Source organism: Manganibacter manganicus, assembly GCF_002075885.1.
Taxonomy (GTDB): Bacteria; Pseudomonadota; Alphaproteobacteria; order Rhizobiales; family Rhizobiaceae; genus Mesorhizobium; species Mesorhizobium manganicum.
The window spans coordinates 88,795-102,388 of record NZ_MDET01000001.1; the positions used below are offsets into that span (position 1 = coordinate 88,795).

The 13,594-nt window shown below is 63.7% G+C and carries 11 protein-coding genes; all 11 read left to right on the plus strand.

The features are described 5' to 3' along the window. Positions 1-54: 54 nt before the first annotated feature. The 11 genes from BFN67_RS00405 to ftsA all read left to right on the plus strand — a co-directional run bounded on the left by BFN67_RS00405 (position 55) and on the right by ftsA (position 13,531). Entirely contained in the window at positions 55-1,521 is a 1,467-nt protein-coding gene (locus BFN67_RS00405; RefSeq protein WP_080917613.1) for a UDP-N-acetylmuramoyl-L-alanyl-D-glutamate--2,6-diaminopimelate ligase, read from the plus strand. Continuing rightward, a complete protein-coding gene (locus BFN67_RS00410; protein ID WP_080917614.1) occupies positions 1,518-2,951 on the plus strand; it encodes a UDP-N-acetylmuramoylalanyl-D-glutamyl-2,6-diaminopimelate--D-alanyl-D-alanine ligase in 1,434 nt (477 codons plus the stop codon). The genes BFN67_RS00405 and BFN67_RS00410 overlap by 4 nt, the downstream gene beginning before the upstream one ends. Positions 2,952-2,974: 23 nt before the next feature. Next, positions 2,975-4,057 (plus strand): phospho-N-acetylmuramoyl-pentapeptide-transferase, encoded by a 1,083-nt coding sequence (gene mraY / locus BFN67_RS00415; RefSeq protein WP_080917615.1) that lies wholly within the window; start codon positions 2,975-2,977, stop codon positions 4,055-4,057. 13 nt (positions 4,058-4,070) lie between these two features. Beyond that, on the plus strand, positions 4,071-5,474 hold the full coding sequence (gene murD / locus BFN67_RS00420; RefSeq protein ID WP_080917616.1) for a UDP-N-acetylmuramoyl-L-alanine--D-glutamate ligase: 1,404 nt from the start codon (positions 4,071-4,073) through the stop codon (positions 5,472-5,474). A gap of 1 nt (position 5,475) precedes the next feature. Next, positions 5,476-6,636, plus strand: a complete 1,161-nt coding sequence (ftsW, locus tag BFN67_RS00425) for a putative lipid II flippase FtsW (RefSeq protein WP_080917617.1) — start codon at positions 5,476-5,478, stop codon at positions 6,634-6,636. Positions 6,637-6,645: 9 nt separating this feature from the next. Continuing rightward, positions 6,646-7,773 carry an undecaprenyldiphospho-muramoylpentapeptide beta-N-acetylglucosaminyltransferase gene (murG, locus tag BFN67_RS00430; RefSeq protein ID WP_080917618.1) on the plus strand — a complete coding sequence of 376 codons (1,128 nt, stop codon included), beginning with the start codon at positions 6,646-6,648 and terminating at the stop codon, positions 7,771-7,773. Next, entirely contained in the window at positions 7,770-9,173 is a 1,404-nt protein-coding gene (gene murC, locus BFN67_RS00435) for a UDP-N-acetylmuramate--L-alanine ligase (protein WP_080917619.1), read from the plus strand. Before murG ends, murC begins: the two co-directional genes overlap by 4 nt. Next, positions 9,170-10,138: a UDP-N-acetylmuramate dehydrogenase gene (gene murB, locus BFN67_RS00440; RefSeq protein WP_080917620.1), complete on the plus strand. Its 969-nt coding sequence runs from the start codon at positions 9,170-9,172 to the stop codon at positions 10,136-10,138. Before murC ends, murB begins: the two co-directional genes overlap by 4 nt. Positions 10,139-10,374: 236 nt before the next feature. Continuing rightward, complete coding sequence (locus tag BFN67_RS00445; RefSeq protein WP_080917621.1) at positions 10,375-11,301, plus strand: D-alanine--D-alanine ligase; 927 nt, start codon at positions 10,375-10,377, stop codon at positions 11,299-11,301. Further along, entirely contained in the window at positions 11,289-12,227 is a 939-nt protein-coding gene (locus BFN67_RS00450; protein ID WP_080917622.1) for a cell division protein FtsQ/DivIB, read from the plus strand. The genes BFN67_RS00445 and BFN67_RS00450 overlap by 13 nt, the downstream gene beginning before the upstream one ends. Continuing rightward, positions 12,224-13,531, plus strand: a complete 1,308-nt coding sequence (gene ftsA / locus BFN67_RS00455; protein ID WP_080917623.1) for a cell division protein FtsA — start codon at positions 12,224-12,226, stop codon at positions 13,529-13,531. The genes BFN67_RS00450 and ftsA overlap by 4 nt, the downstream gene beginning before the upstream one ends. Positions 13,532-13,594 lie beyond the last annotated feature (63 nt).

The following is a 13,594-nucleotide window of genomic DNA, read 5'->3' on the forward strand; positions in this document are numbered from 1 at the left end:
CTGCCCGGCCAAGCGGCGTGGCGCGCCCCAATTCGTTGCGATGACTGGATTTCCATGAAGCTCAAAGACCTAGCCGGTGTCCTGCCTGCCAAGGGGACAAGCGCCCTGGATGTGGACGTGGCCGGACTTTCCGCCGATTCGCGGCAGATCGGTCCCGGCATGGTGTTCTTCGCGCTGGCCGGCACGAAGGCCGATGGCGCGCGCTTTGCCGCCGATGCGGTGGCCCGCGGGGCCGTGGCCGTGGTGGCCGCGCCGGGTGCGGCGCTGGAAGGCTTGGGTGTGCCGGTGATGAGTGCCGACGATCCAAGGCTGGCCCTTGCGCTTTCGGCGGCACGCTTCTTCGGCCGCCAGCCTGAAACCATGGTCGCGGTGACGGGCACCAGCGGCAAGACTTCCGTTGCCGCCTTCACGCGCCAGATATGGGAGCACGCTGGCCTTGCTGCGGCGTCGATCGGCACGACGGGCGTGGTGGCGCCCGGCCGCAACGATTACGGTTCGTTGACGACGCCCGATCCGGTGGCGCTGCATCGGCTGCTCGCCGAACTCGCCGAGGCGGGCGTTACCCACGCGGCGATGGAGGCGTCCAGCCATGGCCTCGACCAGCGCCGGCTCGACGGCGTGCGGCTGGCCGCCGGCGCCTTCACCAATCTTGGCCGCGACCATATGGATTATCATCCGACGATGGAGGACTATCACCGCGCCAAGCTGCGGCTGTTCGATACGCTTCTGCCGAAGGGCGCGCCGGCCGTGATCTTTGCCGACGACGCCTGGTCGGAGCTGACGGTGCGGGCGGCAAGGGCGGCCGGGCTGGATGTTCTGACCGTTGGCAGGGGCGGGGCCTTCCTGCAACTCAAGCGCGTCGAGCATGAGCGGCATCGCCAGCGCGCGGAGATCGAGGCCGGAGGCACGCTTTACGAAATCGATCTGCCGCTGGCCGGCGATTTCCAGATTTTCAATGCGCTGGTGGCGGCAGGGCTTGCGATCTCTACCGGAACGCCGGCGGCCAAGGCCTTGCACGCACTGGAAAAATTGAAAGGCGCGCCGGGGCGGCTCGATCTTGTCGGCACCACGACTGAGGGCGCGCCGGTCTATGTCGATTATGCCCACAAGCCCGACGCGCTGGAAAATGTGCTGGCATCCGTGCGGCCCTTCACCACCGGCCGCGTGGTGGTGGTGTTCGGCTGCGGCGGCGACCGTGACCGCGGCAAGCGCCCGATCATGGGCGAGATTGCCACGCGCCTTGCCGATGTCGTCGTCGTTACCGATGACAATCCGCGCTCGGAGGCGCCGGCCGAAATCCGCGCGGCTATCCTGGCGGCAGCGCCCGATGCCATCGAGATCGGCGACCGCCGCCAGGCAATCGAAGAGGCGGTCGGCATGTTGCATGCAGGCGATACGCTGATCGTTGCCGGCAAGGGGCATGAAGAAGGACAGACCGTTGGCGACCGGACCCTGCCGTTCTCTGATCATGAGGCGGTGCGCGCGGCGCTCGGAATGGTATTGGAGGAAACCGGCGCATGAGCATGCTCTGGACCTCGGATGCGCTGGTCGCGGCCATGGACGGGCGGCCGCTCGGTCAGCTGCCGCAGGGTATCACCGGAATTTCCATCGACAGCCGCACGCTGAAACCCGGTGAGGCTTTCTTCGCAATCAAGGGCGAGACGATGGACGGCCATGATTTCGCGACCGCCGCCACCAAGGCGGGCGCGGGCGTGCTGGTGGTGGCGCAGGGGCGATTGCCGGCGCTCGGCCGGCTGACCGCGCCGATGATCGTCGTGCCGGACGTGCTGGAAGCGATGGTCAAGCTCGGCGTCGCCGCACGGGCACGCACAAAGGCAAAGATCATCGCCGTGACGGGTTCCGTCGGCAAGACCACCACCAAGGAGGCGCTGCGCCATGTGCTTGCCGCACAGGCCAAGGTGCATGTCTCGGACAAATCCTTCAACAATCATTGGGGCGTGCCGCTGACTTTGGCGCGCATGCCCGAGGATTGCGATTATGCCGTGTTCGAGATCGGCATGAACCATCCCGGTGAGATCCGTCCGCTGGTCAGGATGGTGCGTCCGCATATTGCGTTGATCACGATCATCGCCCCGGCGCATCTCGGTTTTTTCCGCAACCTCGACGAAATCGCCAAGGCCAAGGCCGAAATCTTCGAGGGCGTGGTGCGGGGCGGGGCAGCGCTGCTCAACCGTGACGATCCGCGTTCGCGCCTGCTGGGAAAGATGGCGCGTGAAGCCGGCATCGAACACCTCTACGGCTTCGGCGAGAACACGCGCGCCACCTATCGGCTTATGAATTGCGTGCTCGATGCCGATCACTCGATCATGACGGCGAAAATTGCCGGGCAAGAGGTTGTCGCGCGGATCGGCGCGCCGGGCCGCCATATCGCGCAAAACGCATTGGCCGTGTTGGGGGTCGTGCATCTTGCCGGCGCCGATGTCGCGCGCGCCGCGCAGGCGCTGGGCGATCTGGCGCCGGAGAGAGGGCGGGGGCAGCGTCATGTCCTGGCGCATCCCGAAGGGCCCTTTACCCTTATCGACGAAAGCTACAACGCCAATCCGACCTCGATGAAGGCGGCGCTGGACCTTTTGGCCACGACGCCGGTTTCCGGCGATGGCCGCCGCATCGCCGTGCTGGGCGATATGCTGGAACTCGGCTCGCATTCGGCCAAGCTGCATGCCGCGCTGGCCAATTTCGTCACCGATGCGAACGTCGATGTCGCGTTTCTCGGCGGGCCGGAGATGAGGGCGCTGACGGATGCCCTGCCGAGTGATGTTGCAGTCGAGCACCGCGACAGCGCCGACGAACTCAAACCGATGCTTCTGGATGCGATCAGGCCGGGCGACGTGGTCATGGTCAAGTCATCCAAGGGTATCGGCTTTTCCAGACTGGTCGAGGCCATGCTCAAGACATTTCCGGCGCAGCGCGTCGGGCAGCCAGACATTTAGGCGGAATCGGGGGACGAAACCGCATGCTTACGCTTCTTGTCGACTTCGCAGACCAGATCACGGTCTTCAACGTCTTCCGCTACATCACCTTTCGAACCGGCGGCGCGCTGATCACTGCCGCGCTGATCGTTTTCATTTTCGGCCCGGCCATCATCAATTCACTCAGGCTGCGTCAGGGCAAGGGCCAGCCGATCCGCGCCGACGGACCGCAGACCCATTTCAAGAAGGCCGGCACGCCGACCATGGGCGGGCTGATGATGCTCACCGGCATCATCATTTCGTCGCTGCTGTGGGCGAACCTGTCCAGTGTCTATGTCTGGGTCGTGCTTCTGGTGACGCTCGGCTTCGGCGGCATCGGTTTTTATGACGACTATCTCAAGGTGACGAAACAATCGCATCTGGGCTTTTCCGGCAAGGCGCGGCTGGCGCTCGAATTCGTCATCGCCGGCATTGCCGCATGGATCATCATGCATAACGGCCAGGAGCCGTTTTCCTCGTCGCTCACATTTCCCTTCGCCAAGGAATTCTTGATCAATCTCGGCTGGTTCTTCATTCCCTTCGGCGCCTTCGTCATGGTGGGCGCCGGCAATGCCGTGAACCTGACCGACGGTCTCGACGGGCTGGCGATCGTGCCGATCATGATCGCGGCCGCATCCTTCGGCGTCATCGCCTATCTGTCCGGCAACGCGGTGTTCGCCGAATATCTGCAAATTCATTTCGTGCCCGGCACCGGCGAACTGTCGGTGATCCTCGGCGCGGTTATCGGTGCGGGCCTCGGCTTTCTGTGGTTCAACGCGCCGCCGGCGGCGATCTTCATGGGCGACACGGGTTCACTGGCGCTGGGTGGCTTGATCGGCACGGTGGCCGTCTCGACCAAGCACGAGATCGTGCTGGTCATTGTCGGCGGCCTGTTCGTACTGGAAATCCTTTCGGTCATCATCCAGGTCGGCTATTTCAAGATGACCGGCAGGCGCGTCTTCCTGATGGCGCCGATCCACCATCATTTCGAGAAGCTTGGCTGGACCGAAAGCCAGGTGGTGATCCGCTTCTGGGTCATCGCGGTGATGCTGGCATTGATCGGCCTTTCCACCCTCAAGCTCAGATAGGATCGCGGTCGCGATGATCCCCGCCACGTCATTTTCCGGCAAGCGCGTCGCCCTGTTCGGGCTCGGCGGTTCGGGCGTCGCCACGGCGCGCGCGCTCATCGAGGGAGGTGCCGATGTTGTCGGTTGGGACGACAATCCCGGCAGCGTGACCAAGGCTCAGGCCGAGGGCATCGGCACCGCCGATCTGCGCGCCGAGGACTGGGGCAATTTTGCCTCCCTGGTATTGTCGCCCGGCGTGCCGCTTACCCATCCCAAGCCGCACTGGACGGTGGAGCTTGCACGCGGCTCGGGCGTCGAAATCATCGGCGATGTCGAGCTTTTCGTGCGCGAGCGCACACGACAGGCCCCGACCGCGCCGTTCATTGCCATAACCGGCACCAACGGCAAATCGACGACTACGGCGCTCGCCGCCCATATCCTGAAATCGGCGGGCCGCGATGCCCAGATGGGCGGCAATATCGGCCGTGCGGTGATGACGCTTGATCCGCTGGCGCCGGATCGCAACTATGTCGTGGAATGCTCCTCCTACCAGATCGATCTCGCGCCCTCGATCAATCCGACTGCCGGCATCCTGCTCAACCTGACGCCGGACCATCTCGACCGCCACGGCACCATGCAGCACTACGCCTTGATCAAGGAACGGCTGGTGGCCGGATCGGAGACGGCGATCATCGGCGTTGACGATTCCTGGTGCGCGCAGATCGCCGACCGGCTGGAGCGCGCCGGCAAGCCGGTGGTGCGCATTTCCAAGCGGCTGCCTCTGGCCGATGGCTATTTCGCGGATGGCAGCAATCTCATGGAAGCCATCGACGGCCGCTACAGCCGCATCGCCTTCCTCGAAGGCATTGGTTCACTGCGCGGCCAGCATAATGCGCAGAATGCGCTCGCGGCGGTCGCCGCCTGTCTCAAGGTCGGGCTTGAGCTTGGCGAAATCCAATCCGGACTGGAAAGCTTTCCCGGTCTTGCGCACCGGATGGAGCAGGTCGGCCGCAAGGATCATATCTTGTTTGTCAACGATTCCAAGGCGACCAACGCCGATGCGGCGGCACCGGCTCTTTCCAGCTTTGCACGGATCTACTGGATTGCCGGCGGCCTGCCCAAGGAAGGCGGCATCGAGCCTCTGCGCGGCTTCTTTCCGCGCGTCGCCAAAGCCTATCTGATCGGCGAGGCCGCGCCGGTCTTCGCGGCGACGCTTGGCGAAGCGGCATCTTATGAGATTGCCGGCACGCTTGCGGCGGCTGTCGAGCATGCGGCGGCCGATGCCGCCGGCGATGCGTGCGGCGAGGCGGTGGTGCTGCTTTCACCGGCTTGCGCCAGCTTCGATCAGTTCAAGAATTTCGAGGTCCGCGGCGAAGCCTTCAGGCAAGCCGTGAACGCTATCGAAGGCGTGAAACCCATCAAAGGGAGCATGGTCTAAAATGGCGCAGGCAAGCCGACTTGACAGAAGCCCGGTCGCGGTCTGGTGGTGGACCATAGACCGATGGTTCCTCGCCGCATTCCTGTTGCTGATGGGGCTCGGCATCGTGCTCTCCTTTGCCGCGAGCCCGGCGGTGGCGGAACGTATCGGCCTCGATTCTTTCCACTTCGCGGATCGCCAGATCATCTATACCATTCCGGCGCTTGGCGTGATGCTGGCCGTTTCATTCCTCGACGCGCGCCAGATCAGACGCCTGTCGCTGGCCATTTTATGCGTCATGCTCGTGCTGATGGTGGCCGTGCTTTACATCGGCGTCGAGGTCAAGGGCGCGCGGCGCTGGGTGTCGATCATCGGGCTATCGATCCAGCCGTCCGAATTCCTCAAGCCGGCTTTCGTCGTGGTATGCGCCTGGCTGTTTGCCGAGCACAAGCGCCAGCCCGACATTCCGGGCAATTTGTTTTCCATGATCCTTTTGGTGCTGGTCATATCGCTTCTGATCGCGCAGCCGGACCTCGGACAGACCATGCTGGTTTCCGGCACATGGGGCATCATGTTCTTCATGGCCGGCCTGTCATGGATATGGATCGTTCTGCTGGGTGCCGGCGGCGTTTTGGGCCTATTCGCCGCCTATGAAGTGTTTCCGCACGTTTCGGGCCGCATCAACCGCTTCCTGACCGGCGAGGGCGACACCTATCAGGTGGACATGGGGCGCGAGGCGCTCATCAATGGCGGCTGGTTCGGCGTCGGGCCGGGCGAAGGCACCTATAAGCGCCTTATTCCCGACAGCCATGCCGACTTCGTCTTTGCGGTAGCCGGCGAGGAGTTTGGCCTGGTTCTGTGTTTCTTCATCATGCTCATCTTTGCCTTTATCGTCATCCGCGGATTGAACAAGGCGCTCAAGGAGCAAGATGACTTTACCCGCTATGCGGTGGGCGGACTGGTGACGGTGTTCGGCCTGCAGGCAATCATCAACATGTGCGTCAATCTGCAACTCATCCCGGCCAAGGGCATGACCTTGCCGTTCATCTCCTATGGCGGCTCGTCACAGATCGCGATCGCGCTTTCGATGGGCATGGTGCTGGCGTTGACACGCAAGAAGCCGGAACGGCGCAAATCGCTCGGACTCGCCGATTTCGTGCAGCGCACCATGGCGGCGGAATAGTCGCGGCCAATGAGCAAAGGAACGATCCTTCTTGCGGCGGGTGGAACCGGCGGGCATCTTTTTCCGGCTGAAGCGCTGGCGCATGCGCTGAACCAGCGCGACTGGAGCGTGCATCTGGCGACAGATGAGCGCGTCGAGCGTTTTGCGGCGAATTTTCCGGCAGAAGAGGTGCATCGCATCCGCTCGGCCACGTTCGGCTCGAAGAATCCCGTCGCTCTCGCCCGCGCGCTCTGGACGATCTGGGGCGGCGTGCGCCAGGCGTCGGCGGTCATTCGCCGGATCAGGCCGGCAGCCGTGGTCGGCTTTGGCGGCTATCCGACGCTACCGCCGCTCTATGCGGCGACGCGGCGTGGTGTGCCAACCCTGATCCACGAGCAGAACGCGGTGATGGGGCGGGCGAACAGGGCGCTGGCCAGCCGGGTCAGCGCCATTGCCGGCGGCTTCCTGCCTGAAGATGAAAGTGTAGCCGGCGCCAGGACCGTCATTACCGGCAATCCGGTCCGGCCGCAGGTGCTCGCGGCTGCCGCCACGCCTTATGCGCCGTCGTCCGCCGGCACGCCGTTCCGGCTTCTCGTCTTCGGCGGCAGCCAGGGCGCGAAGTTCTTTTCCGACGCCGTTCCGCAGGCGGTGGCGCGGCTGTCTTCGCCGGCGCGCGGGCAATTGGTGGTGACGCAGCAGGCGCGCGCCGACGATGCCGAGCGGGTCAAGGCGATCTATGCCGAACTTGGGGTGCGTGCCGAGGTCTCGCCTTTCTTCACCGATATGGCGGCGCATCTGGCGGCGGCGCATCTGGTAATTTCGCGCTCCGGCGCATCCACGGTGTCGGAGATCGCGGTTATCGGCCGCCCGGCGCTTCTGGTGCCTTACCCGCATGCGCTCGACCACGACCAGGCGGCGAACGCGGCGGCATTGGCGGCGGCCGGAGGGGCTGAGGTGCATCCGCAATCCACGCTTTCGACGGAGAGGATCGCGGCGCTGTTAAGTGCGGCGATGGCCGAACCGCAACGGCTGGCGACAATGGCCGCGGCGGCGAAGTCGGTGGGCCGGCCGGAAGCGGTACGGTTGCTCGCCGATTTCACAGAGGCTATTGCCTCGGGCAGATCGATTGAGGATTTCAGGAAGGAAGCGCGCGCATGAAGATGCCGCAGACTATCGGCCTCGTGCATTTCATCGGCATTGGCGGCATTGGCATGAGCGGCATTGCCGAGGTGCTGCACAATCTCGGCTACAAGGTTCAGGGATCGGACCAGGCGGAAGGCGCCAATGTGCAGCGGCTGCGCGAGAAAGGCATCGAATGCTTTGTCGGCCATAGCGCAGAGAATCTCGGCGATGCCGAGGTGGTTGTGGTGTCCACCGCCATCAAGAAGGACAATCCGGAACTGATCGGCGCGCGCGAACGGCTTTTGCCGGTGGTGCGCCGCGCCGAGATGCTGGCCGAACTGATGCGTTTCCGTCAGGCCGTTGCCATCGGCGGCACGCATGGCAAGACCACGACCACCTCCATGGTGGCGACGCTGCTCGAGGCCGGCGGGCTCGACCCGACCGTCATCAATGGCGGCATCATCAATGCCTACGGCACCAATGCGCGCATGGGCGACGGTGAGTGGATGGTGGTGGAGGCCGATGAGAGCGACGGCACCTTCCTCAAACTGCCGGCGGACATTGCCGTCGTCACCAATATCGACCCCGAGCATCTCGATCATTACGGCTCCTTCGACAAGGTGCGTGATGCGTTCAAGCAGTTTGTCGAGAACGTGCCGTTCTACGGCTTCGGCGTCATGTGTATCGATCATCCGGAGGTGCAGGCGTTGGTCGGACGCATCGGCGACCGGCGCGTCATCACCTATGGCGAGAACGCGCAGGCCGACGTGCGCTTCGTCAATCATCGCGTCAACGGCGCGTCGTCGGAGTTCGACGTCACCATCCGCGCGCGCAAGGGCGGCGGCCAGACATTGATCGAAGGCCTCAGGCTGCCGATGCCCGGCCACCACAATGTCTCCAACGCCACAGCGGCGATCGCAGTAGCGCATGAACTCGGCCTTTCGGCCGACGCGATCCGCAAGGGGCTTTCCTCCTTCGGCGGCGTCAAGCGCCGCTTCACCCACACCGGCTCGTGGAACGGTGTCGAGATATTCGACGATTACGGCCACCATCCGGTCGAGATCAAGGCGGTGCTGAAGGCGGCGCGCGGCGCGGCCAGGGGGCGCGTCATCGCCATCGCCCAGCCGCACCGCTACACCCGTTTGCACGACCTGTTCGAGGATTTCGCCGTCTGCTTCAACGATGCCGATACGGTGGCGATAGCGCCCGTCTATTCAGCCGGCGAAGAGCCGATCGATGCGGCGACTTCGGATGCGCTGGTTTCGCGCATCCGTGCTGGCGGCCATCGCGACGCGCGCTATATCGAAGGCCCGCAGGCCATTGCGCCGCTGGTGCGCGATCTCGCCAAGCCGGGCGATTTCGTCGTCTTCCTCGGTGCCGGCAACATCACGCAATGGGCCTATGCGCTGCCGAAGGAACTGGGCGAGGGCGCATGACCGGAGGTGGCGAGGCGCTTGTTGCAAAACTCGGCGACAGGCTTGCCGGCCTGCGCGGGCGCATCACGCCCAACGCCGAGATGGACAAGATCACCTGGTTTCGTGCCGGCGGCATGGCCGATGCGCTGTTCCAGCCCGCCGACGAGGAAGATCTCGCCGCCTTCCTGAAGGCGGTGCCGCGCGACATTCCCCTGATGGTGGTCGGCATCGGCTCCAACCTTCTGGTGCGCGACGGCGGCATTCCCGGTTTCGTGATACGGCTTTCGGCCAAAGGGTTCGGCGAGGCGCGGGCGCTTTCCGACACTCGCATCCAGGCCGGCGCGGCAACGCCTGACAAGCGGGTTGCAGCGGCGGCACTGGAGGCCGGCATCGGCGGTTTTCATTTCTATCACGGCATTCCCGGCGCCATCGGCGGGGCGCTGCGTATGAATGCAGGCGCCAATGGCGTCGAGACTCGCGAGCGCGTGGTCGAGGTGCGGGCGCTCGACCGTGAGGGCCGACTGCATGTGCTGTCCAATGCGGATATGGGCTATGCCTACCGCCATTCCTCCGTGCCCGCGGATTTCATTTTCACGTCCGCCGTGCTGGAAGGCTACGGGCAAGACCGCGAGACGATCCGCGCCGCCATGGATGGCGTGCAGCATCACCGCGAGACGGTGCAGCCGATCCGCGAGAAGACCGGTGGCTCGACCTTCAAGAATCCCGAAGGCACGTCCGCCTGGAAGGAAATCGACAAGGCTGGTTGTCGTGGCCTGATGGTGGGCGGGGCGCAGATGTCGCCCATGCACTGCAATTTCATGATCAACACCGGTGCGGCCACCGGTTACGAACTCGAATATCTCGGCGAGACGGTACGCGCGCGCGTGCTGGAAAACTCCGGCATCCGGCTCCATTGGGAGATCAAGCGCATTGGCGATTTTCGCCCCGGCCATGAGGTACAGGAGTTTCTCGGGCAGTTGCTGTAGTGGTTAGCCGCCTTTCCGGCGAATTATTTGCCCTGTTTTCACGGAAAGTGAATCTCCGCGAATCCTAGGCCCTTGTCAGGGAATCAACTCTCTGATTCTTTGGGCATAGAGCGTTTCCTGATTTGAGTCGTTCGACGCGTGACCGCGTTTTCCGCTTGGGGGGTAGCCTGCCGGGAGACTCGGACTCAATATCAGGGAGACATGTCGCGACCCGCCGCAAGAGGGGATGACGGGGTATGAAAAACAAGCACGTTGCCGTTCTCATGGGTGGTTTTTCTTCCGAACGGCCCGTGTCGCTCTCGTCGGGGAATGCATGCGCTGCCGCCCTTGAGGATGTTGGCTATAAAGTGACGAGGGTCGATGTCGGGCGTCATATCGGACCGGTGCTTCTCGCGCTCAAGCCTGACGTCTGCTTCAATGCCTTGCATGGTCCCTTTGGCGAGGACGGGACTATCCAGGGAATCCTCGAATATCTGGCTGCTCCCTACACGCATTCGGGCGTGCTGGCTTCGGCCCTGGCGATGAACAAGGATCTGGCCAAGACGGTGGCTTCCGCCGCTGGCATTCCGGTCGCGGAATCGAAGCTCATCAACCGCTTTGCGGTGCGCGACCAGCATCCGATGCCGCCGCCCTACGTGGTGAAGCCGGTCAATGAAGGATCGAGTTTCGGCGTGGTGATCGTCAAGGAGGATCAGTCGCATCCGCCACAGATCATCAGCTCGACCGAGTGGAAATATGGCGAGCGCGTCATGGTCGAGCGCTATGTTCATGGACGTGAACTGACCTGCGCCGTGATGGGCGACGTCGCGCTCGGCGTTACCGAAATCATTCCGACCGGCCATTCCTTCTACGATTATGATTCGAAATATGTGCCGGGCGGCTCAAAACACGAATGCCCGGCAAAAATTTCACCGAATATTTACCAAAAAATACAGACACTGGCACTCAAGGCTCATCAAGCTATCGGTTGCCGGGGCGTCTCCCGGTCGGACTTCCGCTACGACGACCGCCATTCGGAAAATGGCGAACTTGTCTGGCTGGAGATCAATACGCAACCTGGCATGACGCCGACGTCATTGGTCCCTGAGATCGCAGCCCAGGCGGGGCATTCGTTCGGTGATCTGTTGAGTTGGTTGGTGGAGGACGCTTCGTGTCTGCGTTGAGGTGGAGCCAGAACAGGAGTGGCGCGGCAAGGCTGGCGCTGTTCGGTCTGCCGCTTTCGCTTGACCGTTTCGTGCTGCCGCGCTGGCTGCGCCGGCCGGTGCGTCTCTTCGCCCGTCTCAATGACGGTGAGTTCCAGGCGCCGCCTTTTTCGGCGACCGTCCTTTCGGCGGTGCTGCTTGCTTCCAGTTCCATTTACGGCGGCTATCTCGGCGGCCATCTCGACGGTTTCGTGCAGGGCGTGACCGCGCGCACCGGCTTTGCCGTCGATCAGATCAAGGTCGTCGGCAACCAGCGTACCTCGGAGATCGACGTGCTCGGCGCGCTGGGTCTCGATGGTTGGACGTCGCTGATCGGTTTCGATGTGGGGCAGGCGAGGGAACGCGTCGCGCAACTGCCCTGGGTCGAGCGGGCGGCTGTGCGCAAGGTCTATCCGCATACGCTGGAAGTGAAGATCGCCGAGCGCGCGCCGTTCGCGCTGTTGCAGCAGGGCTCCCGGCTCGACGTGATCGAGCGCTCGGGCCGGGTCATCGTGCCCTATTCGGGCGGCAAGGACGCGCTTCTGCCGTTGCTGGTCGGTTCCGACGCGGCGGCGCCGGCGCCTGAGTTTCTCGCCGAGATCGACAGATATCCCGACTTCGCGTCGCGGATCAAAGCCTACATCCGCGTTGGGGGGCGCCGCTGGGATCTGCGGCTGGAAAACGGCGTCACGGTGAAATTGCCGGAGGAGGACGAAGCACAGGCCATCGCCGACATCGTGCGCCTGGAGCATGAAAAAGGGCTTCTGGAGCGCGATATCGTCACCGTGGACATGCGCATCTCCAACCGGCTGATTGTTGAACTGACGCCGGACGGGGTGAAAGCCCGGCAGACCGCGCTCAAGGAAGCGGAAAAATCTGTCAAGCGCAGGGCGGAGGCGAGGATATGAGCTGGCTGAGCGGGTACGGCGATCTTTCCATGCGCCGCTCCGGCGTGTTGACGGTGCTCGATGTCGGGTCGAGCAAAGTGTGCTGCGTTGTCGCGCGATTGAAGCCATGCGAAGACGGCAAGCTGTTGCGCGGGCGCTCTCATCAGACGCGTGTGATCGGTATCGGCCACCAGAAGTCGCAGGGGGTGAAATCCGGCGTCGTCATCGATCTCGACCGCGCCGAGCAGGCCATCCGGCTCGCCGTGGATGCGGCCGAACGGATGGCGGGACTGACGGTCGATTCACTCTTCGTCAACATGACGGCGGGACGGCTGAAGAGTCAGTCGTTTTCGGCCACCATCAACCTCGGCGGGCACGAGGTCGACGAGGCCGACATCAAGCGGGTTCTCGGTGCGGGCGCCAAACAGGCGCTCAAATCCGAGCGCGAGGTCGTTCATTCGCTGCCGGTCGGTTTTTCGCTCGATGCCGAGCGTGGCGTGCGCGACCCGCGCGGCATGGTGGGCGAGACACTCGGCGTGGACATGCATGTGCTGACCGCCGATGCCGCGCCGCTGCGCAATCTCGAACTGGCCATCAACCGTTCGCACCTTTCGGTCGAGCGCATGGTTTCGACGCCTTATGCCAGCGGTCTTGCGGCGCTGGTCGACGACGAGTTGGAAATGGGCGCCGCCTGCATCGACATGGGCGGTGGAACGACGACAATCTCCATCTTTGCCGAGGGCCGGTTCGTTCATGGCGACTCCATTCCCGTCGGCGGCAACCATGTGACGCTGGATCTGGCCAAGGGGCTTTCGACGACGCTGGACGCCGCCGAACGGCTCAAGGTCATGCACGGTTCGGCGCTGCCGGGCAGCGCCGACGACCGCGACCTCATCAGCATCCAGCCGATCGGCGAAGAGGGCGAGACGCCTTTGCAGGTGCCGCGTGCGGTGATGACGCGCATCGTGCGCGCCCGTATCGACGAGACGCTGGAGATGTTGCGCGAGCGCATCGGCAAATCCGGCTATGGCAATGTCGTTGGCCGGCGCATCGTCCTGACCGGCGGCGCCAGCCAGCTTTCGGGCCTGCCGGAAGCGGCAAGGCGCATTCTCGGACGTAATGTGCGCGTCGGCCGGCCGCTCGGCGTGGCCGGATTGCCGGAAGCGGCCAAGGGGCCGGCCTTCTCGGCGGCGGTCGGGCTTTTGATTTATCCGCAAATGGCGAGTTTCGAGAGCCATGTTGCGCAAGGAGCTTCCCGTTTCAGGATGACGGGGACAGGTGGGAAACTGCATCGCATGAGTCAGTGGTTGAGAGACAGTTTTTAGGGCCGGCGTTGAGGCCATGAGTTTGTAGGGGACTGCCCCATAATTGTAGCGGCGGAAAAGGCA